Source organism: Blastococcus mobilis (assembly GCF_900188025.1).
Classification (GTDB): domain Bacteria; phylum Actinomycetota; class Actinomycetes; order Mycobacteriales; family Geodermatophilaceae; genus Blastococcus_B; species Blastococcus_B mobilis.
Genome location: NZ_FZNO01000041.1, coordinates 1 through 22,426 on the forward strand (window position 1 = coordinate 1; position 22,426 = coordinate 22,426).

The 22,426-nt window shown below is 73.6% G+C and carries 19 protein-coding genes; 6 read left to right on the forward strand and 13 right to left on the reverse strand.

The window, feature by feature from the left end; genetic code table 11:
* On the forward strand, nucleotides 1–709 hold a 709-nt coding region (locus CHB94_RS22775), incomplete at its 5' end, for a cytochrome c oxidase subunit I (RefSeq protein ID WP_176445707.1).
* Between the two features lie 14 nt (nucleotides 710–723).
* Here CHB94_RS22775 and CHB94_RS22780 read toward each other — a convergent pair.
* The 5 genes from CHB94_RS22780 to CHB94_RS22800 all read right to left on the reverse strand — a co-directional run bounded on the left by CHB94_RS22780 (nucleotide 724) and on the right by CHB94_RS22800 (nucleotide 4,568).
* Entirely contained in the window at nucleotides 724–1,275 is a 552-nt protein-coding gene (locus tag CHB94_RS22780) for a regulatory protein RecX (protein WP_254920867.1), read from the reverse strand.
* A gap of 110 nt (nucleotides 1,276–1,385) precedes the next feature.
* The gene (recA, locus tag CHB94_RS22785; protein ID WP_089338840.1) at nucleotides 1,386–2,414 is read right to left on the reverse strand and encodes a recombinase RecA; all 1,029 of its coding nucleotides are present in this window, start codon (nucleotides 2,412–2,414) and stop codon (nucleotides 1,386–1,388) included.
* Between the two features lie 173 nt (nucleotides 2,415–2,587).
* Nucleotides 2,588–2,782, reverse strand: a complete 195-nt coding sequence (locus CHB94_RS22790; RefSeq protein ID WP_089338841.1) for a DUF3046 domain-containing protein — start codon at nucleotides 2,780–2,782, stop codon at nucleotides 2,588–2,590.
* Between the two features lie 10 nt (nucleotides 2,783–2,792).
* Nucleotides 2,793–2,957 (reverse strand): hypothetical protein, encoded by a 165-nt coding sequence (locus tag CHB94_RS25460; protein ID WP_176445708.1) that lies wholly within the window; start codon nucleotides 2,955–2,957, stop codon nucleotides 2,793–2,795.
* A gap of 309 nt (nucleotides 2,958–3,266) precedes the next feature.
* The gene (locus CHB94_RS22800; RefSeq protein ID WP_254920868.1) at nucleotides 3,267–4,568 is read right to left on the reverse strand and encodes an MFS transporter; all 1,302 of its coding nucleotides are present in this window, start codon (nucleotides 4,566–4,568) and stop codon (nucleotides 3,267–3,269) included.
* Between the two features lie 100 nt (nucleotides 4,569–4,668).
* Between CHB94_RS22800 and CHB94_RS22805 the strand changes: the two genes are divergently transcribed.
* Nucleotides 4,669–9,255 (forward strand): ATP-dependent helicase, encoded by a 4,587-nt coding sequence (locus CHB94_RS22805; RefSeq protein WP_089338844.1) that lies wholly within the window; start codon nucleotides 4,669–4,671, stop codon nucleotides 9,253–9,255.
* A gap of 115 nt (nucleotides 9,256–9,370) precedes the next feature.
* On the opposite strand, the gene CHB94_RS22810 is transcribed toward CHB94_RS22805, so the two are convergent.
* A complete protein-coding gene (locus tag CHB94_RS22810; RefSeq protein ID WP_254920869.1) occupies nucleotides 9,371–9,955 on the reverse strand; it encodes an antibiotic biosynthesis monooxygenase in 585 nt (194 codons plus the stop codon).
* 96 nt (nucleotides 9,956–10,051) lie between these two features.
* On the opposite strand from CHB94_RS22810, the gene CHB94_RS22815 reads away from it, so the two are divergent.
* Nucleotides 10,052–10,906 (forward strand): DNA-formamidopyrimidine glycosylase family protein, encoded by an 855-nt coding sequence (locus CHB94_RS22815; protein ID WP_089338846.1) that lies wholly within the window; start codon nucleotides 10,052–10,054, stop codon nucleotides 10,904–10,906.
* A 40-nt stretch (nucleotides 10,907–10,946) separates the two neighbouring features.
* Here CHB94_RS22815 and CHB94_RS26445 read toward each other — a convergent pair whose 3' ends face one another.
* Nucleotides 10,947–11,081: a hypothetical protein gene (locus tag CHB94_RS26445; protein ID WP_254920870.1), complete on the reverse strand. Its 135-nt coding sequence runs from the start codon at nucleotides 11,079–11,081 to the stop codon at nucleotides 10,947–10,949.
* Nucleotides 11,082–11,512: 431 nt separating this feature from the next.
* Nucleotides 11,513–12,355, reverse strand: coding sequence for a PspA/IM30 family protein (locus CHB94_RS22825; RefSeq protein WP_089338847.1), 843 nt, complete (start codon nucleotides 12,353–12,355; stop codon nucleotides 11,513–11,515).
* Between the two features lie 120 nt (nucleotides 12,356–12,475).
* Between CHB94_RS22825 and CHB94_RS22830 the strand changes: the two genes are divergently transcribed.
* Entirely contained in the window at nucleotides 12,476–13,489 is a 1,014-nt protein-coding gene (locus CHB94_RS22830; RefSeq protein ID WP_089338848.1) for a PfkB family carbohydrate kinase, read from the forward strand.
* Nucleotides 13,483–13,971: a GNAT family N-acetyltransferase gene (locus CHB94_RS22835; protein WP_089338849.1), complete on the forward strand. Its 489-nt coding sequence runs from the start codon at nucleotides 13,483–13,485 to the stop codon at nucleotides 13,969–13,971. Before CHB94_RS22830 ends, CHB94_RS22835 begins: the two co-directional genes overlap by 7 nt.
* A 170-nt stretch (nucleotides 13,972–14,141) precedes the next feature.
* On the opposite strand, the gene CHB94_RS22840 is transcribed toward CHB94_RS22835, so the two are convergent.
* The 5 genes from CHB94_RS22840 to CHB94_RS22860 all read right to left on the reverse strand — a co-directional run bounded on the left by CHB94_RS22840 (nucleotide 14,142) and on the right by CHB94_RS22860 (nucleotide 20,239).
* Complete coding sequence (locus CHB94_RS22840; protein ID WP_089338850.1) at nucleotides 14,142–14,630, reverse strand: TetR family transcriptional regulator; 489 nt, start codon at nucleotides 14,628–14,630, stop codon at nucleotides 14,142–14,144.
* A gap of 154 nt (nucleotides 14,631–14,784) precedes the next feature.
* Nucleotides 14,785–15,198 carry a helix-turn-helix domain-containing protein gene (locus CHB94_RS22845; RefSeq protein WP_089338860.1) on the reverse strand — a complete coding sequence of 138 codons (414 nt, stop codon included), beginning with the start codon at nucleotides 15,196–15,198 and terminating at the stop codon, nucleotides 14,785–14,787.
* Nucleotides 15,199–15,475: 277 nt separating this feature from the next.
* Nucleotides 15,476–16,147 (reverse strand): CDP-diacylglycerol--glycerol-3-phosphate 3-phosphatidyltransferase, encoded by a 672-nt coding sequence (gene pgsA, locus CHB94_RS22850; protein WP_089338851.1) that lies wholly within the window; start codon nucleotides 16,145–16,147, stop codon nucleotides 15,476–15,478.
* Nucleotides 16,148–16,151: 4 nt separating this feature from the next.
* Nucleotides 16,152–17,624, reverse strand: coding sequence for a 30S ribosomal protein S12 methylthiotransferase RimO (gene rimO, locus CHB94_RS22855; RefSeq protein WP_254920871.1), 1,473 nt, complete (start codon nucleotides 17,622–17,624; stop codon nucleotides 16,152–16,154).
* Nucleotides 17,625–17,740: 116 nt separating this feature from the next.
* Nucleotides 17,741–20,239, reverse strand: coding sequence for an FtsK/SpoIIIE family DNA translocase (locus CHB94_RS22860; protein ID WP_089338852.1), 2,499 nt, complete (start codon nucleotides 20,237–20,239; stop codon nucleotides 17,741–17,743).
* Nucleotides 20,240–20,327: 88 nt separating this feature from the next.
* Here CHB94_RS22860 and CHB94_RS22865 point away from each other — a divergent pair, with 88 nt between their 5' ends.
* A complete protein-coding gene (locus tag CHB94_RS22865; RefSeq protein ID WP_089338853.1) occupies nucleotides 20,328–22,271 on the forward strand; it encodes an alpha/beta hydrolase family protein in 1,944 nt (647 codons plus the stop codon).
* Nucleotides 22,272–22,426 lie beyond the last annotated feature (155 nt).

Consider the following 22,426-nt stretch of genomic DNA (forward strand, 5'->3'; position numbering starts at 1 on the left):
CTTCGAGACGCCGATGCTGTTCTCGATCGGGTTCATGGTCACCTTCCTGCTCGGTGGCCTGACCGGCGTGCTGCTGGCCAGCCCGCCGATCGACTGGCACGTCAACGACTCCTACTTCGTCGTGGCCCACTTCCACTACGTCGTCTTCGGCACCGTGGTGTTCGCCGCCTACGCCGGCATCTACTTCTGGTTCCCCAAGATGTGCGGCCGGATGATGGACGAGCGGCTCGGGAAGCTGCACTTCTGGCTGACCTTCATCGGCTTCCACACCACGTTCCTGGTGCAGCACTGGCTCGGCAACGAGGGCATGCCGCGCCGCTACGTGGACTACCTGCCCACGGACGAGTTCACGACGCTCAACGTGGTGTCCACGATCGGCGCGTTCATCCTCGGCGCCTCGACACTGCCCTTCATCTACAACGTGGTGCGGTCGTGGAAGTACGGCGAGCTGGCGCTGCGTGACGACCCCTGGGGCCACGGCAACTCGCTGGAGTGGGCGACCTCCTCGCCACCGCCGCGGCACAACTTCATCGAGATCCCCAAGATCCGGTCGGAGCGCCCGGCGTTCGAGGCGCACTACCCGCACCTACTGGATCGGCTCCAGGACGAGGCGCACGCCGGCAAGCGGCACGAGCCCTACGGCGGCGTCAGCGAGGTCGTCGCGGGCACCGGCCCACGTCAGGGCCCGAACGACCCCGACCCCACCTGAGCCGCCGGGCCGATCTACGGCAACAGGCTGTCCTCGTCCAGGTACCCGAAGGCGTCCTCGAGGGCGTCGGCGCTGTCCGCGCTGTCGAAGGCCTCCCGGATCACAGCGGCAGCCAGCCCGCCGCTGTAGCCCTTGCGGGCCAGCATGCCCATCAGCCGGCGCATCGCGGTGGCACGGTCGAGGCGACGCATCGCACCCATCCGCCGCTCGACGAGCCGGCGGGCGGCGGCGCGCTCGTCCTCGTCATCCACCTCGCCGACCGCCTCAGCTGCCACCTCGGGCTCGACGCCCTTGGCGCGCAGCTCGGCACTCAGCGCCCGCCGGGCCAGTCCTCGTCCGGACTGGCGGGAGCTCACCCAGGCCCGGGCGAAGGCGGCGTCGTCGATCAGGCCGACCTCGGTGAACCGGTCGAGCACCGCCTCAGCCGCATCGTCCGGCACGCCACGCTGGAGGAGGAGGTCGGCCAGTTGCTGGCGCGTCTTCGGCGCTCCGGTCAGGGCGCGCAGGCAGATCCCTCGGGCCACCGACTCCGGATCGCCCATCTCGTCCTCCGGTGCGCCGGGCACGACGTCCGGGCTCGGGAGATCGTCGTGCCCGCGGGCTCCCGCCCGTCGCGCGCCCGGGTGGGAGCCCGGGCTGCGGCGGCGGGTGGAGGGAAAGCCGGACACTTGTCGGCTCAGAAGTCGGCGGGTGCGGCCGGGGCGTCCAGGGTGGGCCCGATGCCCAGCTTCTCCTTGATCCGCTTCTCGATCTCGTCGGCGAGGTCGGGGTTGTCCTTCAGGAAGTTGCGCGAGTTCTCCTTGCCCTGGCCGAGCTGGTCGCCCTCGTACGTGTACCAGGCGCCGGACTTCCTCACGATGCCCTGCTCGACACCCACGTCGATGAGCCCGCCCTCCCGGCTGAAGCCCTGACCCCAGAGGATGTCGAGCTCAGCCTGCTTGAACGGCGCGGCGACCTTGTTTTTGACCACCTTGACGCGGGTGCGGCTGCCGACCGCGTCGGTGCCCTGCTTCAGGGTCTCGATGCGGCGGACGTCCAGGCGGACCGACGAGTAGAACTTCAGCGCGCGACCACCGGTGGTGACCTCGGGCGAGCCGTAGACCACGCCGACCTTCTCGCGCAGCTGGTTGATGAAGATCGCCGTCGTCCCGGAGTTGCTCAGCGCACCGGTGATCTTGCGCAGCGCCTGGCTCATGAGCCGGGCCTGCAGACCCACGTGGCTGTCACCCATCTCGCCCTCGATCTCGGCGCGGGGCACCAGGGCGGCGACGGAGTCGATGACGATGATGTCGAGGGCTCCGGACCGGATCAGCATGTCGGCGATCTCGAGCGCCTGCTCACCGGTGTCGGGCTGGCTGACGAGCAGCGCGTCGGTGTCGACACCGATCGCGCGGGCGTACTCCGGGTCGAGCGCGTGCTCGGCGTCGACGAAGGCGGCGATGCCGCCGGCGGCCTGGGCGTTGGCCACCGCGTGCAGGGCGACCGTCGTCTTTCCGGAGGACTCGGGGCCGTAGACCTCGATGACGCGGCCGCGCGGCAGGCCGCCGATGCCCAGCGCGATGTCGAGGGCGATCGAGCCGGTCGGGATGACCTTCATGGCCACCTCGGGGCTGTCGCCGAGGCGCATGACCGAGCCCTTGCCGAACTGCTTGTCGATCTGGGCGAGGGCCATGTCGAGGGCCTTGTCGCGGTCGAGCGTTGCCATGGTGCACACCTTCGGTTCGCGGGAAGCGGGTCGGGACCGACGCTAGGACGAGGCACCGACAGTTTCTGGCCTTCAGGCGGACCTGTGGAGAGCCGGTCGACCTGTGGACGCCACAGTAGGCCGAACACCTGTTCGACCGCCAGGGCGACACGCCCGCCACCAGCGCGGCGGCTTCAGCGCTCCTTGGGCGGGACCTCGTACTCCTCGCAGATGGCCAGCCAGACTTTGCGCACGGACAGGCCCGCCTCGATCGCGTCGACCGCGCTGCGACCGCCGAGCGCGGCGAAGACGTGGTCGCGCGCCACGCTCTGGGCACGCATCGATCCGAACTGGCTGTCCAACCGTGACCAGAACTCCTGCAGACGCACGACGTCGACGCTAGCGCGCCCGCGGTTCCTCGCCCGCCAGGCGGTCCGGCGCCCCGGCCCGCGGGCGGCGGACCAGCGCCGTCGGGTCGTCGGCGTGCAGGTACACCGCGCCGACCGACTCGCCGTCCCCCCGGGCCGCCAGCAGCGGCAACGGCCGACGGAGGACGACGTCCACGGCGTCCGGCCGGAATGGCGACGCTGAGCCGCCGCTCGCCACCCTGGCCGTGCACCCGCATGCTGCGCATGCCCTCGATCGGCCGCCGGCGGGAGCGGACTCCTGCGACCTGGACGAGCGCCCTGCGCACCCACGCCCCGGTCGACCTGCCCGAGGTGGTCACCACGCTTCACTGCGTACGCGGTAACCGCCTGCCGGGCCGACGCGATTAGGCTGAAAGGGTGATTCCCGGCACCGGATCGGCGGGGTGGGACGCCGTCCTGCAGATCGCCATCGTCCTGGCGATGCTGGTCTCGATCGTCCTGTTGATCAAGAACTTCCGGGACCGCTGACGGCCGACCGCACGCCGGCGATCCAGACGACGGCGAGCGGCAGCACCAGGGCGGCGGAGACCCCGGAGACGAGGCCGAACCCGCCCAGGGCCAGCAGCGGGCCGCCGAGCACCCCTGCCAGGGCCGAGCCGAGGCCCATGAGCAGGTCCGTGCCACCCTGCGCCGTCGGCCGCACATCTGCACCCACCGACTCGGTGACCAGCGTCGATCCGGCGATCAGGCCGCACGACCACCCCAGACCGAGCAGCAGGAGGCCGACGCCGAGCTGCACGGCGGCGCCGGGAGCCGCGGTGCCGGCCACCCCCGCCGCGGCGAGCAGCAGTGCCCCGCTCACCGCGACGGTGTTCCTCCGTCCGGCGCGATCGGCCAGGATCCCGACCAACGGGGAGAACAGGTACATCCCGGCGACGTGGACGCTGATCACCAATCCGATCACCCGCAGCGTCGAGCCCGCCGAGCCACCGGCGTGCCCCATGTGCACCGGCGTCATCACCATGACGCCGACCATCACCGAATGGGCCACGATCACCGCAGTGAGCCCGAGGCGCCCCTGCGGCGAGGCCCAGACCGCGCGCATCGCGGCGCCGGTGGCCTGACGCGGCCGCGGCCCGTTCCCGCCACCCCCGAGTCGCCGGGCGAGCAGCAGGGGGTCGGGTCGGAGCAGCAGGAGCAGCGCCACTGCGACGACGGTGAAGGCCACCGCCGACACCACGAAGGCGCCACCGAGAGCGGGCAGCCCCAGGGCACGCCCGAGATCCGCGCCCGGCCCGGCGAGATTGGGGCCGAGCACCGAGCCGACCGTGGTCGCCCACACCACGAGGGAGAGGTCCCGCCCCCGCCGCGCAGGTGTCGCCAGGTCGGCTGCTGCGTAGCGGGACTGCAGTCCGCAGGCCGTCGACGCCCCGAAGGCGAACAGCCCGAGGAGCAACAGCGGCAGCGAGGAGATCGCCGCTGCGGCCACGGTGACCCCGGCACCGAGGACGGCGACGCCGTACCCGGCGGCCAGGCCTGCACGACGGCCTGCCCGGTCGCTGATCCGGGCCAGGGGGACGGCGAGCACGGCGGCGCCCAGCACGCCGGCCGTGGACCCCAGGCCGGCGGCGCTGTCGGTGCCCGCGACGTCCCGGGCGATCAGCCCCCCGACCGTGATGCCCACGGTGACCCCCAGTCCCGCGAGGGCCACGGAGCCGCTGAGGACGCCAACCGTCCGGCGCTGGACGCGCTCGGGGACGACGTCGGCGGCCGCGGTCCCCGGCACGGTGGAAGAAGGCTGGCGCACGGACGCAGTCTGCCCGCCGACGTCGACGGACGGGCGGTCCGCCCGCCGCGCGCCGCGACCGGCCCGGCGGATTGTCATACCACCCGGGGACACTGGGGACGTGTCCGCACTCGACCGGTTCTCGGAGGCCACCCGGGCCTGGTTCACGGGTGCGTTCGTCCGGCCGACCGCCGCCCAGGAGGGCGCGTGGGACGCGATCAGCAGCGGCGACCACGCCCTCGTCGTGGCGCCCACCGGGTCGGGCAAGACGCTGGCGGCCTTCCTCTGGTCGCTGGACCGGCTGGCCGCCACCCCTCCGCCGGCCGAGGAACAGCTGCGCTGCCGCGTCCTCTACGTGTCCCCGCTCAAGGCCCTCGCCGTCGACGTCGAGCGCAACCTCCGGGCACCGCTGGCGGGCATCGGCCAGGCCGCCGCCCGGCTCGGCCTGACCCGTCCGGAGATCCGGGTCGGCATCCGCTCCGGTGACACCCCGGCCGACGAGCGGCGGGCCTTCACCCGCCGCCCGACCGACATCCTCATCACCACCCCGGAGTCGCTGTTCCTGCTGCTCACCAGCTCGGCCCGGGAGGCGCTGCGAGGCATCGAGACGGTGATCGTCGACGAGGTGCACGCCGTCGCCGACACCAAGCGCGGGGCCCACCTGGCGGTCTCCCTCGACCGCCTCGACGAGCTCCTCGAGCGGCCGGCCCAGCGGATCGGGCTGTCGGCCACGGTGCGCCCCATCGAGGAGGTGGCCACCTACCTCGCCGGCGGACGGCCGGTGCAGATCGTCGCGCCGCCCTCGGCGAAGGAGTGGGACCTCTCGGTCGTCGTCCCGGTCGAGGACATGAGCGAGCTGGGGCAGCCCACCGGCGAGCTGGAGGGCTCCGCCGCAGGCAACCAGCCCCGGACATCGATCTGGCCGGCCGTCGAGGAGCGGGTGCTCGACCTGGTCCAGGCGCACCGCAGCACCATCGTCTTCGCGAACTCCCGTCGCCTGGCCGAGCGGCTGACCAGCCGGTTGAACGAACTGGCCTACGAGCGCGCCACCGGGGAGACGGTGCCCCCGGGCACCAACGCCGCCGCGCTCATGGCCCAGGCCGGCTCCGGTGGCGGCGTGCCGGAGGGGATCCAGCCGGTCGCCGCGGCACACCACGGCTCGGTCTCCCGGGAGCAGCGGGCGATCGTCGAGGAGGCGCTGAAGTCCGGTCGCCTGCCGGCCGTCGTCGCGACCTCCAGCCTCGAGCTGGGCATCGACATGGGCGCGGTCGACCTCGTCGTGCAGGTCGAAGCACCGCCGACGGTCGCCAGCGGCCTGCAGCGCGTCGGCCGGGCCGGCCACCAGGTGGGGGCGGTCAGCCGCGGTGTCCTCTTCCCGAAGTACCGCGGTGACCTGGTGCAGTGCGCATTGGTCGCCGAGCGCATGAAGGCCGGCGCGATCGAGTCGATCCGGTATCTGCGCAACCCTCTCGACGTCCTGGCCCAGCAGATCGTCGCGATGGTGTCCGAGCGGCCGCGCACCGTGGACGAGGTCGCCGCCGTCGTGCGCCGGTCGGCGGCCTTCTCCTCGCTGCCGGACTCCGCGCTGCACGCCGTCCTCGACATGCTGGCCGGGCGCTATCCCTCCGACGCCTTCGCCGAGCTCCGGCCGCGGCTGACCTGGGACCGCGTCACCGACACCCTCACCGCCCGGGCGGGGGCGCAGCGGCTGGCGGTGACCAGCGGCGGGACGATTCCCGACCGCGGGCTCTTCGGCGTCTTTCTCGTGGGGGCCGAGGGCACCGGCGGACGACGGGTCGGCGAGCTCGACGAGGAGATGGTCTACGAGTCCCGGGTGGGCGACGTCTTCCTGCTCGGGTCGTCGTCCTGGCGGATCGAGGACATCACCCACGACCGCGTCCTGGTCACCCCGGCGCCGGGGCAGCCGGGAAAGATGCCGTTCTGGCACGGCGACGCCCCGGGCCGGCCGCTGGAACTGGGACGGGCGCTGGGTGCCTTCCTGCGCGAGGTCGGGTCGGCGACGCCGGAAGCAGGCCTGGAGCGGGCCCGCGCAGCGGGCCTCGACGAGTGGGGCGCGGCGAACCTGCAGACCTACCTCGCCGAGCAGAAGGCGGTGACCGGCCACCTGCCCGACGACCGGACGCTCCTGGTCGAGCGGTTCCGCGACGAGCTGGGCGACTGGCGGCTGGTCGTGCACTCGCCGTTCGGTGCGCAGGTCAACGCCCCCTGGGCGCTGGTGCTGGCCGCCCGGCTGCGGGAGCGGTACGGCGTGGACGTCGCCTCCATGCACTCCGACGACGGCATCGTGCTGCGGCTGCCCGACACCACCGGGGAGCCGCCGGAGGCCGACCTCGCCGTGCTCGACCCCGACGACGTCGAACGGGAGGTGACCGCCGAGGTGGGCAGCTCCGCGCTGTTCGCCAGCCGGTTCCGGGAGTGCGCCGCCCGCGCCTTGCTCCTTCCCCGCCGCGACCCGCGCCGTCGCACCCCGCTGTGGCAGCAGCGCCAGCGCGCGGCCCAGCTGCTGTCGGTGGCCAGCGAGTTCTCCTCCTTCCCCATCACCCTCGAGGCGGCCCGCGAGGTCCTGCAGGACGTCTACGACGTGCCTGGTCTCGTCGAGCTGATGACGGACGTTCGCTCGCGCAAGGTCCGCGTCGTCGACGTGCAGACCGACTCCGCCTCCCCCTTCGCGCAGTCGCTGCTCTTCGGGTACGTCGGCCAGTTCCTCTACGAGGGCGACGCGCCGCTCGCCGAACGCCGGGCGCAGGCGCTCGCGCTCGACACCGGGTTGCTCGCCGAGCTCCTGGGCCGCACCGAACTGCGGGAGCTGCTCGACGGCGAGGCCATGGCCGAGGTCGAGGCGGAGCTCCAACGACGGCCCGGCCAGCGGCACCCGCGCGACGTCGACGGCGCCTCCGACCTCCTGCGCGGACTCGGCGACCTCACCGCCGCCGAGGCGGCCGCGCGCGGGGTGCCGCAGGAATGGCTGGACGCGCTGGTCGCGTCGCGCCGAGCGCTGCAGGTACGCATCGCGGGCGAGGAGCGCTACGTCGCCATCGAGGACGCCGGCCGCCTCCGCGACGCGCTCGGCACCGCGCTGCCCGTCGGCGTACCGGAGGCCTTCACGGAGCCGGTGGCCGATCCCCTCGGTGACCTGATCGGCCGCTTCGCCCGCACCCACGGGCCCTTCCAGCCGGCCGAGGTCGCGACTCGGCTGGGCCTCGGCGTCGCAGTGGTCACCGCCACCCTGCACCGGCTTACCGGCACCGGCCGGCTCGTCACCGGCGAGTTCCGGCCCGGCGGCAGCGGTCAGGAATGGTGTGACGCGGAGGTGCTGCGGTCGATCCGCCGACGGAGCCTGGCCAGGCTGCGTCAGGAGGTCGAGCCGGTACCCACCGGGACCCTGGCCCGGTTCACCCCGTCCTGGCAGTCGGTCGGGAGCAGGCTCCGCGGTGCCGACGGCGTGCTCGCCGTCGTGGAACAGCTCGCCGGTGCGCTGGTGCCGGCCAGTGCCCTGGAATCACTGGTCCTCCCGGCGCGGGTCCGTGGCTACTCCCCCGCGATGCTCGACGAGCTGACCAGCGCCGGGGAGGTGCTGTGGGCCGGTGCGGGTGGGCTGCCCGGCGGGGACGGCTGGATCAGCCTCGTCCCGGCCGACCTGGCGCCCCTGCTGCTGCCCGAACCGCTCGAGGTGCCGGACGAGGGCACGCCGATCCTGGAACAGCTCGCCGGCGGGCAGGCGCTCTTCTTCCGCGGGCTCTCCGATCTGGTCGGCGCCACCGACGACACCGCGATGGCCGACCTCGTCTGGGACCTCGTCTGGGCGGGCGTGCTCACCAACGACACCCTGGCTCCGCTCCGGACGCGGCTGGGTGGCGGCGGCACGCACCGCAGCCGCCCTGCGGCCCCTCGCGCGCGGTTCGACCGCGGTCGGCACGGCCGGGCCCGCCTGGGCCGGCCCGCGATGCCGACCCACACCGGCCCGCCCACCGTGGCCGGCCGGTGGTCACGGCTGCCCGACCGCGAGGCCAACAGCACCCGGCGGACGACGGCACGGGCCGAGGCACTGCTGGAACGGCACGGCGTGCTCACCCGCGGCGCGGTCATGGCCGAGCAGGTGACCGGCGGCTTCTCGGCGGTCTACCCGGTACTGCGGGCGTTCGAGGAGAACGGACGCGCCCGTCGCGGCTACTTCGTCGAGACCCTGGGCGCGGCCCAGTTCGGCACCCCCGGGTCGGTGGACCGGTTGCGCAGCTTCGCCTCTCCCGACCGGGTGCCCGGCGGCGCGGTCGTCCTCGCCGCGACCGATCCCGCCAACGTCTACGGCGCTGCGCTGCCCTGGCCGGAGCGGCCGGGGGCCGCGGATCCGGACGCCATCGACGTCGGCGAGGGCACCGGGCCGGGGCGGAAGGCACCGACCGGGCACCGCGCCGGTCGCAAGGCCGGCGCCCTCGTGGTGCTGGTCGACGGCGACCTGACGCTCTACGTCGAACGGGGCGGCAAGACCTTGCTGTCCTGGACCGAGGACGAGCACGTCCTCAAGGAGGCGGCGACGGCCCTCTCCGGCGCGGTATCGGCCGGTGCGCTGGGCCGCATGGTGGTGCAGAAGGCAGACGGTGCGTCGGTGCACGAGTCCACGCCGCTCTCGGCGGCTCTCCAGGCCGCCGGCTTCGCCGCCACGCCGCGGGGTCTGCGGCTGCGCGCCTGACCACCGGTCGGCGACGGGTCGGTGCGCATCCGGACTGCCGCACTCCTGAGGTTCCTCTCCCGCACCTGGAGTCCTGCAGGAGCGGGAGGAACACCTCTGGAGCGGCCGACCCGCGTCAGCCCCTGGAGGGGCGCAACCAGCGGGCGAGCCACCGGGTGAGCAGCGGCATCGCGACGTGCCCGAGCAGCAGCACCACGACCACCGCCGACAGCAGCAGGCGCGCCCCGACGGGCCAGCCCTGTAGATGCGGGGTGACCAGGAACTGGAACAGCGACGTGATCGCGAAGACGGCGGCGACGGTCAGCACCGTGAGCCGCCAGCGCGGACCGGGGGTGGCGGGACGGGTGAAGAAGCTGTCCAGGCCGGTGACGCGGGCGTAGCGCTCGTCCTCGACGATGTCGCGGAGCCGGGCGAGGAACTCCCGCCGCTGCGGCGACCGCTCCCACACGGCCAGCGACGCATCGTCGCCGAACCGATAGACCAGGTGGTACTCGGAGCTGCCGGGTCCCGGCCGCAGCAGCGTCGCGCCGAGGTTGCCGGGGAACGTCGACGCCACGCCCAGGATGGCGGTGGCCTCCCGCTCGAAGGCCTCGCGCCGGTCGGGACGCACCACACGGGCGACCGTCACGGTCACCGGCTCGGTATTCGGGGGCGAGGGCTCACCGCCGGACCGGTCACGACGACGCAGGGGAACGCTCACGGACCGGTCAGCGCACGATCGGGCCGCCGTCATCCCGGCTGTCAGGGGTCTCACACCATCCGAGCAGGCTCGATGCGCGCCGGGGACACTGGAGGCGTGCCCGAGGGAGACACCGTGTGGCTGGCCGCGCAGCGGATGAACACCGCGCTGGCCGGCACCACCCTGCGCCGCAGTGAGTTCCGGCTCCCCCAGCTGGCGGCCCTCGACCTGAGCGGCACCACGGTCCGCGAGGTCGTCCCGCGCGGCAAGCACCTGCTCATCCGGCTGGGTGACGGTCGCACCCTGCGCACCCACTTCCGCATGGACGGCAGCTGGCACATCTACCGGCCGGGAGCGAAGTGGCGCGGCAGCCCCGCCTACGACATCCGCGTCGTCCTGGCCACCGACGAGTGGGAGTGCGTCGGCTACCGGCTGCACGACGTCGACATCGTCCCGACGGCTGACGAGGACCGGCTGGTCGGCCACCTCGGCCCCGACGTGCTGGGCCCGGACTGGGACCTCGAGGAGGCGCTGCGCCGGCTCCGGGAGCGCCCCGACGAGCAGATCGGCGTCGCGATCCTCGACCAGCGCAACCTGGCCGGGATCGGCAACCTTTACAAGGTCGAGTCGCTGTTCCTGGTCGGCGTCCACCCCTGGGCGCGGGTCGCCGACGTGCCCGACCTGGCGGCGCTCGTCGAGCGCGCTCGCACGCTGATGCTGGCCAACCGCCACCACCCCGAGCAGAGCACCACCGGCGTCACCCGCCGCGGGCAGGACCACTGGGTGGCCGGGCGGAAGGGGCGGCCCTGCCGGCGGTGCGGCACACCGATCCTGCTGGGCGAGCAGGGACCGCCGACGCAGGAGCGGGTCACCTGGTGGTGCCCGAAGTGCCAGGCCGCCCACTCCCCCGTCGATCCGCAGGCGCGCACCGGCGAGCCCGGTCGGCCGCAGCCGGTGACCCTCTACCGCTGAGGCGGCCCGGAACAGCGGCCGGAGGAACCGGTGACGCGGCTCAGACCCAGAAGGTGTCGTGCCGGAGGAAGAACTCCGTCCAGTCCTCGGGGCTCATCGCGTCCCGGCGCGCGGCGTCGGCCAGGGTCTCGAAGTAGTCCTCGCGGGGCGCCCCCGGCGTGAACAGCACGAGCATCGACGCCGGCTCACCGGACTCGTTCCGGAAGCCGTGGATCCCACCCTCGGGTACGTGCAGGAAGTCGCCCGGCGCCCCTCCACCCAGCGCTCGCCGTCGTAGAGGCGCACGGTGCCGCTGAGCACGAAGAAGGACTCGGTGATGCCGCGGCGGAAGTGCGGGCCCGGCCCGGTGGGTGCCGGCCCCATCTCCCAGCGATACAGGCCGAACGCGCCGCCGGTGGTCGCGCCGCCGGCCAGGTAGTGCGCGGCCCCACCGCCGCCCAGGGCGAGCTCCGGCGGGACGTCGGCCCGCCGCAGTGACGCGTTCACCTCGCCGCCGGAACCGGTGTAGCGGGCGGGCGGATAGCCCGGGCCGGACATCGTCGCTCCCTTCGGCCCTCCTGCAGGGTCCCGCCGCGAGCCTGCGAGCGGTGGGGGCAGGAGATGCCTCTACTGCTGGTCGGGACGCTCGGCCGACTGCGCCTCGCGCTGCTCGGCAACCGGCTGCGGAACGGCGGGGGCACCCTGCTCGATCGCGGCCGCGGGCTGGCCGCCCTCGACCGCTGTGGGGCCACCGCTCATCGAGGCGCGGATCTGGTCGAGACGCGAGGCACCCGCGACGTCCAGGGTCGCCTTCTGCACCTCGAGCATCCGGCCCTCGACCGAGGTCTGCGCCAGCTCGGCCTGACCGAGCGCGTTGGCGTAGCGCGCCTCGATCTTGTCCCGGACCTCCGACAGGCTGGGGGTGTTGCCCGGCGCGGAGAGTTCGTTGACCTGCCGCAGCGACGAGGCGACGTGCTCCTGCATCTTGGCCTGCTCGAGCTGCGACATGAGCTTGGTGCGCTCGGCCAGCGTCGTCTGCAACCGCATCCGGCTCTGCTCGACGGCACCGCGCGCCTGCTCGGCGGCCTGCAGCGCCTCGTCGTGGCTGCGCTTGAGGTCTTCCATCGACTGCTCGGCGGCGACCAGCTGGGTCGCGAAGGCCTGCGCGGCGTTCTCGTACTCCGCTGCCTTGTTCGCGTCACCTCCGGCGCGGGTCTTGTCGGCGAGCACCAGCGCCTGGCGGGCGGAGGCCTGCAACTTTTCCACCTCGCCGAGCTGGCGGTTGAGCCGCATCTCCAGCTGCCGCTGGTTGCCCAGGACCGCGGCGGCCTGGTTGGCCAGCGCCTGGTGCCGCTGCTGCTCTGCCTCGATCGCCTGGGCGATCTGGATCTTCGGGTCGGCCCGCTGGTCGATCTGGGCGTTGGCCGACGCCGTGAGGTACTTCCACAGCTTCACGAACGGGTTGGGCATGGGTCCTCCTGCTCCGGCGCAGCGGCCGGCCCGGTGATGCTCGTCGCCTCATCGTTCCAGGTGTTGCACGGTCGGAGCCAACGCGGGCGGTCGACGCGCCCCCGCCGATAGGGTGCCTGCGTGGCCGACTCCCCCGTCCTGTGCGTCGTGGGCGAGCTCGTCGTCGACCTCCTGCCCGTTCCGGGAGCGGACGCCGGCCCCGAGGGCACCGCCCCGCAGTACGTCGCCCGCCCGGGCGGCAACGCCCTCAACGTCGCCGTGGCCGCGGGGCGGCTGGGCGCCCCCGTCCGGCTGATGGCGCGCCTGGGAACCGGTCCCCTCGCGCCGCACCTGCGCCGGCATGCCGGGCTCGCCGGGGTGGACGTCGCCGGCTTCATCGACGCCCCGGAGCCGGTGAGTCTGGCGGTCGTCGGCCTGGGCCCCGACGGCTCTCCCGACTACGGCTTCCACGTGCTCGGTGCCGCCGACTGGCAGTGGACCGACGAGGAACTGCGCAGCGTGCTGCCCGCGCGAACCGGGGTGCTGCACGTCGGCTCGATCTCGAGCTGGACCGCCCCGGGGTCCGACGCGATCGCCGGCCTCGTCGAGCAACTGCACGCCGAGGGAAGCACCCTGATCAGCGTGGACCCGAACATCCGCCCCATGCTCGCCGAGGGTCCCGTCGGCGAGGCGCTGGGCAACACCCCGTCGGTGGTCCGCACCCGCCTGGACCGGCTGGCCGCGCACGCGGACGTCGTGAAGGTCAGCGCCGAGGACCTGGCGTGGTTGGACGCCCCCTCCGACCTGGACGACGCCGCCCGGCGCTGGGCGGACCGAGGTCCCGCCCTCGTCCTGCTCACCGACGGGGGGGCACCGCTCCGCGTCGCCCGGCCCGGCCGGCCGCTGCTGCACCGCGAGACACCGTCGGTGACCGTCGTCGACACCGTGGGGGCCGGGGATTCGCTGGCCGCGGGCCTGCTCACCGGACTGCTGGAGGCGGGCGTCACCTCGCGGGCCGCCCTGGAGGCCATGGCCGACGAGCAGCTGCTCGCGCTGGTGGACGACGCCGCGCTGGTGGCCGCGCTGAACTGCACACGGGTCGGCGCCGACCCACCCAGCCGCGCGGAGCTGGATGCCGCGCGCTCGACATGGTGAGCGGCGAGCTACGGCTGGTCGGCTTCGAGGAGCTCTCCGCGGGCGCTCTGCGGGAGCGCCTGCTGGCCCGCCGGGCGGAGTTCTGGTCGGGGTCGGCGCTGGATGACGAGACGGTGCGGGCCCTGCACGACCCCCTGTTCTTCCACCAGCTCGGCGGCTTCGGCGCGGTGGCCCTCGCCACCGGGGACGAGGACGCCGGCTATCTCCTGGGCGTGGTCAGCGCCGACCGGCTTGCCGTCGTCCACGCCGTCGCCGTCCACCCCCGCTGGCGTGGGCGCGGGGTGGCGGCCCGGCTGGTGGAGCGGTTCGCCACGCTGGCGACATCGGTCGGGGCGCGGGCGGTGCAGGCGGTCGCACTGCCCGGTGACGCGGCCGCCCGGTCGCTGGCCCGACGGTTCGACGCGCACGAGGCGGCGTCGCCGGCACACGCCGGACCGGGAGCCGACCGGGTGCTGTTCACCCGGTCCCTGCCGCTGAGCTGAGATCTCCACCTCTCGGGTCGGCCCCCGCGAGACGACCGCCGGTGGACCGCCCGGCCGGGCACGCTGCCCGGATGTGGGACGTGCGAGTCCACGAACAGGCCGCGAGAACCTGCGGGAGATGTTCCACCGGGCGGTGCCGGGGCCACGGTCCGCGTGGCGGATGTCCGTGCTCAGCCGGGGGTGAGCACCCCGGCCAGTCGGGCCGCGTGCCGGTGGCGGGTCGTGGAGCGGCCCGGCTGGAGGACGACGCCCAGCAGCCAGCGTCCGGCCAGCTCGGCGCCGTCGGCGTCCAGGTGCAGGGCTCCGGCCAGTCGCCCGGTCAGCTCGGCCCACCGTTCGGCCCCCATGCCCAGCAGCGCGGTCAGGAGCTCCGGCTCGGTCTCGGCGAGTCGACGCAGCACCGGATGGCCACCGAGCTCGTCGGAGAGTGCGGCCAGCGCCTCCGCGACGGGCAGTTCGGTCGCCAGGGCGGTCAGCCGGTCGAGCTCGGCGGCCAGCAGCGCCGTCGCCACCTCGTCCTTGGTCCGGAAGTGGTTGTAGAGCGTTGCCTTCGCGACGCTGGCCGCGGCCGCGATCGACTGCATGGTGCTGCGCCGGAGCCCGTGCTCGGCGAAGGCCCGGGCAGCGCCGGCGAGCAGTCCGAGCCGGGTCCGGCCCATGGCGTTCCCACTGCGGGTGTGCGCGCCAGGGATGTGGACGGGTCCCCGGCTGGCGAGGGACGGTCCGGCCGGGAAGGGGCGCACGAGCCCTGTCTTGCACCGCGCCGGGCGTTCGTCAAGGACCCGGGGCCTCGACGCGGCGTGTCGCGACCCGTCAGGCGGCGAGCGAGACGGCCTCTCCCCGGCGCAGGGCCGAGCGGGCGGGCTGCCCAGCGCCGACCAGTGCGAGGGCCGGCTCGGCGGCCGGCTGGGTGCCCGCCGGCTCCTCGGCAGCCGGCCGCGTCTCGTCGACGGGAGCGTCCTCGGACGGGGCCAGCGGGCGGACCGCGCCACCCCCGGCGACCCGCAGTTCGAGGCTGATCTCGGCCAGGAGGTCGGCCAGTTCGACGTCGAGTGCGTCGCAGATGGAGGCGAGGAGCTCGGAGGAGGCCTCCTTCTGCCCCCGCTCGACCTCCGACAGGTAGCCGAGACTGACCCGGGCGGCTCCGGAGACGTCGCGCAGCGTGCGGCGCTGACGCAGCCGGTGGCCACGCAGCGTGTTCCCGAGCTGGGTACGCAGCAGCGTCATGGCCGTCTCCTGTCCTGCGAGCGGGGAAGCGGCGGCGCCCTCCTCAGACGCCGTGCGCTCACGGTACGCGGCGCCCGCCACCCGGGCCCGGAGCACCGGCGCACGTCCGCTGACGGCGTAACGCCGGATCGGCCTCGCGGCTTCCCGTGCTCCCGCCCGGTGCGGAGCCGGCCGCGTCGCGAACGGCACCACGGCCTCGTCTCCCCTCCCGTCCACCGCGGCCCCGTCCCGGGTTCCGCCCTGAGCTTTCGAAGGGCGGGTAGGACGGGGCCCTCGTTCAGGCGGCGGTGTCGGTGCGCGCGTCGCTGGTGCCAGTCGGGCCGTCCGCCCGCCGGGCCGCCGCGGCTCGCATGGCGCGCACGCTGGTCCGACGCAAGGTCAGGGCCCGGTACACATAGTCCAGGCCGGTGACCAGGGTGAGCAGCAGGGCCGCCGCCATCACCCACCAGCGGGCGGAGGCCACCAGCCCGGTCAGCGGCAGGATGTAGAGCCCGACCGCCAGCGACTGCACGACGGTCTTGGCCTTGCCGCCCCGGCTCGCCGCGATCACGCCGTGCCGGATGACCCAGAACCGCAGCAGGGTGACCGCGACCTCACGGAACAGGATCGCCACCGTGACCCACCACGGCAGCAGCTGCAGCACCGACAGCCCGACCAGCGCCGTGCCGGTGAGCGCCTTGTCGGCGATCGGATCCGCGAGCTTGCCGAACTCCGTGACCTGCCCGGTCCGGCGGGCGATCATCCCGTCGTAGCGGTCGGTGAGGATCGCCAGACCGAAGACCAGCGCGGCCCAGTACCGATCGGCGTCGTCCACGGTCCCGTCCTGCATCAGCAGGACGGCGAACACCGGCACCACGGCCAGTCGCAGCATGGTGAGGGCGTTGGGCAGGTTGACCAGCTTCGCCGACGACGACGGCGTGGCGGCCGGGTCCGGGGCGACGTCGGTCACGACGTCACCGCCCGGCCGGAACCGCGCCGGTGCTCACCGGGGAGAGGACCCGGGCGACCAGGTCGATGCCCTCGGTGCCCACGATCTCGGCGGCCATCAGCTGACCGGCGACCGCATCGGCGGGCACCCCGGCCACCGTCGTCGTGCCGTCTGCGTCGGGGTCCTGGTGCGCGGCGTGACCGGCCCACACACCGGGACCCTCCTCGGCGGAGAGGTCCTCGGTCAGCAGCACGTCGACCCGCTCGCCGATGCGGTCCTCGGCTCGCTGCGCGGTCAACTCCTCGACCAGGTCGGTGATCCGGCGGACGCGTGCGTCGATCTCGGCCTGGTCGAGCTTGCCCGTTAGCGCCATCGCCTCGGTGCCCTCCTCGTCGGAGTATCCGAAGACGCCGACCGCGTCCAGGCGGCCCTCGACCAGGAAGCGTTCCAGCTCGGCGACGTCCTCCTCGGTCTCGCCGGGGAAGCCGAGGATCACGTTGGTCCGGAAGCCCGCCGTCGGCGCCAGCGAGCGTGCCCGCTCGATCAGAGCCAGGAAGTCGTCGGTCCCGCCGAAGCGCCGCATGCGTCGCAGCAGGGACGGCGACGAGTGCTGGAAGGACAGGTCGAAGTAGGGAGCGACCCGCTCCGTGCCCGCGATGATCTCCAACAGCCCCGGCCGCAGCTCCGCCGGCTGCAGGTAGGCCACCCGCACCCGGACGATGCCCTCGACGGCAGCCAGCTGGGGCAGCAGCTTCTCCAGCGAGCGGAGATCCCCGAGGTCCTTGCCGTAGGACGTCGAGTTCTCACTCACCAGCACCAGCTCGGTGACCCCCTGGGAGGCCAGCCACTCCGCCTCGCCCAGGACCTCGGCCGGCGGGCGGGAGACGAACGCGCCGCGGAAGGTGGGGATGGCACAGAACGCGCAGCGCCGGTCGCACCCCGACGCCAGCTTCACCGCGGCCGACGGGCCGGAGGCCAGCCGCTTGCGGCGCAGCCAGTCGTGGCCGGGGATCGAGGGTGCGTCCGGCGCCGCGGTCGCGGCGGTGCGCTGGACCGGGCTGATCGGCAGCAGGGTGCGGCGGTCGCGAGGCGTGTGCGGCACCAGGGGTCGACCCGCGAGGACGTCGTCGAGCCGGTCGCCGATGGCGCCGTAGTCGTCGAAGCCGAGAACCGTGGCCTCCGGGAGGGCGCCGGCCAGCTCCGAGCCGTAGCGCTCGGCCATGCATCCGACGGCGACGACGGACGCCCCGGAGTCCGTCGCGGCGAGGATGGCGTCGACGGAGTCCTTCTTGGCGGTCTCGATGAACCCGCAGGTGTTCACGAGCACGGCGTCGGCGCCGTCGGCGTCGTCCACCAGGTCGTAGCCCTCGGCGGCGAGCCGCCCGGCGAGCTCCTCGGAGTCCACCTCGTTGCGGGCGCAGCCGAGGGTCACCACCGCCACCGTCCGCCCGCGGCATTTGGGCCCGGAGGGCTGGGCAGGGCGGGGCAGAGCTGTCACCGGGCCATCGTAGTCGGCCCGGCGGACCCGACCGGTGAACCGGAGCGGCCCGGCCCGTCCAGGGCACCGCCCCGAGCCCGCGAGCGGTGCGGAGGTGGGCCTTGCGCCCGGTCCTCCTACTCTCCGCCGCCGCCGCGAAGAGTGAACAACACCGACTCGAGCTCGTCGGGCTTGATGAGCACGTCGCGCGCCTTCGACCCCTCGGAGGGCCCGACGATGCCGCGGCTCTCCATCAGGTCCATCAGCCGGCCGGCCTTGGCGAAGCCGACGCGGAGCTTGCGCTGCAGCATCGACGTCGAACCGAACTGGCTGGTGACGATGAGCTCGACGGCCTGCACGAGCAGGTCGAGGTCGCCGCCGATGTCCTCGTCGATCTCCTTCTTCTCGCCGCCGCCACCGGCGGTGAAGACCTCTTCCCGGTACTCGGGCTCGGCCTGCCGCTTGGTGAACTCGACGACCGCCTCGATCTCGGCATCGGTGACGAAGGCACCCTGCACGCGCATCGGCTTGCCTGCCCCGATGGGCATGAAGAGCGCATCGCCCATGCCGATGAGCTTCTCCGCGCCGGGCTGGTCGAGGATGACGCGGCTGTCGGTGAGGCTCGAGGTGGAGAACGCCAGCCGCGAGGGCACGTTCGCCTTGATCAGACCGGTGACGACGTCGACCGACGGGCGCTGGGTCGCCAGGATCAGGTGGATGCCGGCGGCGCGGGCCTTCTGCGTGATGCGGACGATGTGCTCCTCGACGTCGCGGGGAGCCACCATCATGAGGTCGGCCAGCTCGTCGACGATCGCGAGGATGTACGGGTAGGGGCGGTAGACCCGCTCGCTGCCGGGCGGGGCGGTGATCTCGCCCTTCTCGACCTTGCGGTTGAAGTCGTCGATGTGCCGCACGCCGGTGGACTTCATGTCCTGATAGCGCTGCTCCATCTCCTCGACCAGCCAGGCCAGCGCGGTGGCCGCCTTCTTCGGGTCGGTGATGATCGGCGTGATCAGGTGCGGGATGCCGTCGTAGGGCGTGAGCTCGACCATCTTCGGGTCGACCAGGATCATCCGGAGCTGGTCGGGAGTCGCTCGCAGCAGCAGCGAGGTCAGGATCGAGTTCACACAGCTCGACTTGCCGGCGCCGGTGGCACCGGCGACCAGCAGGTGCGGCATCTTCGCCAGGTTGGCGCAGACGAAGCCGCCCTCGATGTCCTTGCCGAGACCCACCAGCATGGGGTGCGGGTCCTGCTTCGCCGCCCCGGAGCGGAGGACGTCGCCCAGGCTCACCTTCTCCCGGTCGGTGTTGGGCACCTCGATGCCGACGGCGGACTTGCCCGGGATGGGAGCGAGGATGCGGATGTTGTCGTTGGCCACCGCGTAGGCCATGTTCTTGGTGAGCTGGGTGATCTTCTCGACCTTGACGCCCTGGCCGAGCTCGACCTCGTAGCGGGTGACCGTCGGTCCGCGGGTGAACCCGGTGACGGCGGCATCGATGTTGAACTGCTCGAGGACCCCGCTGATCGCCTCGATGGCGACGTCGTTGGCCTTCGACCGCGCCCGCGGCGGGTCGCCGGGCCGGAGCATGGACAGCGCCGGCAGCGCGTAGTCGCCCTCGACCGGCTGGATGGACAGCTGCTGCGGCTCCGTGATCGGCGGCAGGTCCTCCGGCGGAGAGGTGCGGTCGACGACGGGCGGCCGGGGCGCCGGGCGCAGCTCGACGTGCTCGGGCTCGGTGGTGAGCGTCGAGTCCACTCCGGCCTCGAGGGCGCCGAGGTCGATCGGCCCGGTCGTGAGCAGGTCCTCCGACAGCGACTTCCGCCGTGACCGCCGGCTGCGAGGCTCCTCCGGCTCCTCCTCCTCGTAGTCCTCGTCGTCGTACTCGTCGTAGTCCTCCCCGCGGCCGAGCAGCCAGTCGCCGAGTTCGCCGAGGCGCTGGGGAATCTGGTGCACGGGGGTGGCGGTGATGACCAGCAAGCCGAAGAAGGTGACGAGCACGAGCAGGATGACGGCGACGGCCATGCCGACGCCGGCCTCCAGCGGCGCACCCACGGCCCAGCCGACGAGGCCGCCCGAGCCAGGCCGGCCGGCTGCGGGAGCGGCGGCGGTGCCGACGACCTGGGCGATGCCGAGGACCGCCGCGATCGTGCACAGCCAGCCGATGGCCAGCCGTCCGCGCGCCTCCGGTCTCGGCCCGCGGCGCAACAGCCGCAGCGCGGCGAAGAACAGGACGACCGGAAGCACCATGACCAGCGAGCCCACGATCCAGCGGACTCCGGCGGTCAACGCCTCCCCGACCGGGCCGATGCCGTTGCTCCAGGCGGCCGCGCCCAGCACGATCGCCAGACCGAGGACGGCGAGACCGACACCGTCCCTGCGGTGCTCGGGTGCGAGCGGCTCGGCCTCCTCCGGCTTGGCGACCGATCGGGCGATCCCTCCCGCGCCGCGGGCGAGCAGGTTCCAGCTGCCGGCGACGACACCCCAGAGACCGGGTGAGGTCTTCTTCTTCGCGGCCGGACGGCGGCTGGCGGTGGAGCCGCGCTTGGCCGGCGGCCGCTTCTTGCTCGCAGCCGTCGAACCAGACCGACTCCGGGCAGACGCCGGTCGACGCGTCGACGTGGTGCGGGCAGGCATGCGTCGGACGGTAATCGCCTTTCGGGCTCCTAGCGGGCAGGCGGGAGCACGTGTCCCTCACCGCCGCCCGGGCCCTAACGTCACAGGCATGGATCCCCAGCCCCTCCCCCACGGTGCCTGGCCGACCCCGATCACCTCGGAACTCGTCGTCCGCGCCGCCGCGCGACTGGGCGAGGTGGTGGTGGACGGGGACGACGTCTGGTGGTCGGAGTCACGGCCGGCCGAGGGCGGCCGGTCGGTGATCGTCCGCCGGTCGGCCGACGGCACGGTCACCGACGTGCTGCCTGCACCGTGGAACGCACGCACCCGCGTGCACGAGTACGGCGGCGGCGCGTGGACGGTCTCCGGCGGGACGCTGTGGTTCACCGAGTTCTCCGACCAACGGCTGTACCGGCTGGACGTCGGGAGCGACTCCCCGGTGCCCGTGACCCCGGAGCCGGAGGTTCGTGCCGGCGTGCGCCACGCGGATCTGCGGGTCGTGCCCGACGGGGCGGTGCTCGCCGTCCGCGAGACGCACCCGGCCGCGGGAGGCGCGGCCCACGTCGTCAACGAGCTCGTCCGAGTGGGCGCGGGCGGCACCGAGGTGGTGGTCTCCGGGCCGGACTTCGTCTCGGATCTGCGGCTCTCCCCCGACGGCAGCACGCTGGCCTGGCTGCAGTGGGACCACCCCGACATGCCGTGGGACGCCGCCCGGCTCGTCGTCCGCAGCGCCGACGGCACCGAGACCGTGGTGGCCGGTGGCCGGGGCGAGTCCGTGGTGCAGCCCGTCTGGGGCGCCGACGGCGCGCTGTGGTTCCTGTGCGACCGCACGGACTTCTGGTCGCTGTACCGCCGCAGCGCCGCCGGCGAGGTCGAGCTCGTGCTCGACGTGGGCAGCGACGTCGGCGGGCCGCAGTGGGTGTTCGGGCAGAGCCGGTACGCGCTCCTGCCGGACGGGCGGGTCGCGCTCGCCTACGGTCGGGAGGGCAGGGACCGGCTCGCCGTCCTCGTTCCCGGAGGCGACCTCCGGGAACTGGACCTGCCGTGGGGCACGTTCCGCTACGTCACCGCGCAGGGAACGGGGGTGATTTGCGTGGCCGGCAGCCCCGTCAGCGAGCCGGTGGTGCTGCGGGTGGACGTGGACGGCGACTCGTCCGAGGTGCTGCGCCCGGCCCGGGACCTCGGCCTGGACCCCGCCTGGTTCTCCTCCCCGGAGCACGTCAGCTTCCCGACGCCCGACGCCGGGACCGGCATCGACGTCGCCCACGCGCTGGTCTACCCACCCGCCAATCCCGAGGCCACGGCTCCGGACGGCGACCTGCCCCCGCTGCTGGTGATGGTGCACGGTGGACCGACCTCTGCCGCGGTGCCGGTGCTGAACCTCGACATCCAGTACTGGACCTCCCGCGGGTTCTGCGTCGCCGACGTCGACTACCGCGGCTCGGTGGGCTACGGCCGCCGCTACCGGGACGCCCTGCAGGGGCGGTGGGGCGTGGTCGACCTGGACGACGTCGTCGCCTGCGCCCGCTTCCTCGCCGACAGTGGACGCGTGGATCCCGCCCGCATGGCGATCCGCGGCGGCTCGGCCGGCGGCTACACGACGCTGGCCGCCCTGACGATGCGTCCGGGCGTCTTCACCGCGGGTGCCAGCCACTTCGGCGTCGCCGACCTCGACGCGCTCGCGGCGGAGACCCACAAGTTCGAGTCCCGCTACCTCGACGGGCTCGTCGCGCCGTGGCCTGCGGGCGCCGACGTCTACGCCGAACGGTCCCCGATCAACCACGTCGACGCCCTCGACACCCCGCTGGCGGTGTTTCAGGGCGACGAGGACGAGGTGGTGCCTCCGGACCAGGCGGAGGCGATCGTCGCCGCCCTGCGCGAGAAGGGCGTGCCGCACGTGTACCTGCTGTTCGCCGGGGAGCAACACGGCTTCCGCAAGGCGGAGAACATCCGTGCCGCCCTGGACGGAGAGCTGTCGTTCTACGCCCAGGTGTGGGGCTTTCCCCTGCCCGAGAGCGAGAACATCCGCGCCATCGAGCTGGAGCGGCCATGAACACTGTTGCCCTCCGGGCAACACCGCGCTCAATCGCCGTCCCCCTGCTGCGATGAGCCGCTGCCGTCGCTCCTCGGGGAGCCCTCCGGGCCCGCGCTCGTCGCGACCTGCTTCTCCCTGACCTTCTCGGGGACCTTTCGGGCCCCGCCCGGCGC

Bases quoted from the DNA above. Each gene is read 5' to 3' on its own strand.
- CHB94_RS26445 (WP_254920870.1), bottom strand. From the start codon at position 11,081: ATGCTCGTGCTGTTCACGCCGGGGGCGCCCCGCGAGGACTACTTCGAG.
- CHB94_RS22860 (WP_089338852.1), bottom strand. From the start codon at position 20,239: ATGCCTGCCCGCACCACGTCGACGCGTCGACCGGCGTCTGCCCGGAGT.
- CHB94_RS22845 (WP_089338860.1), bottom strand. From the start codon at position 15,198: ATGACGCTGCTGCGTACCCAGCTCGGGAACACGCTGCGTGGCCACCGG.
- CHB94_RS22835 (WP_089338849.1), top strand. From the start codon at position 13,483: ATGGTGAGCGGCGAGCTACGGCTGGTCGGCTTCGAGGAGCTCTCCGCG.
- CHB94_RS22865 (WP_089338853.1), top strand. From the start codon at position 20,328: ATGGATCCCCAGCCCCTCCCCCACGGTGCCTGGCCGACCCCGATCACC.
- CHB94_RS22825 (WP_089338847.1), bottom strand. From the start codon at position 12,355: ATGCCCAACCCGTTCGTGAAGCTGTGGAAGTACCTCACGGCGTCGGCC.
- CHB94_RS22840 (WP_089338850.1), bottom strand. From the start codon at position 14,630: ATGGGCCGGACCCGGCTCGGACTGCTCGCCGGCGCTGCCCGGGCCTTC.
- recA (WP_089338840.1), bottom strand. From the start codon at position 2,414: ATGGCAACGCTCGACCGCGACAAGGCCCTCGACATGGCCCTCGCCCAG.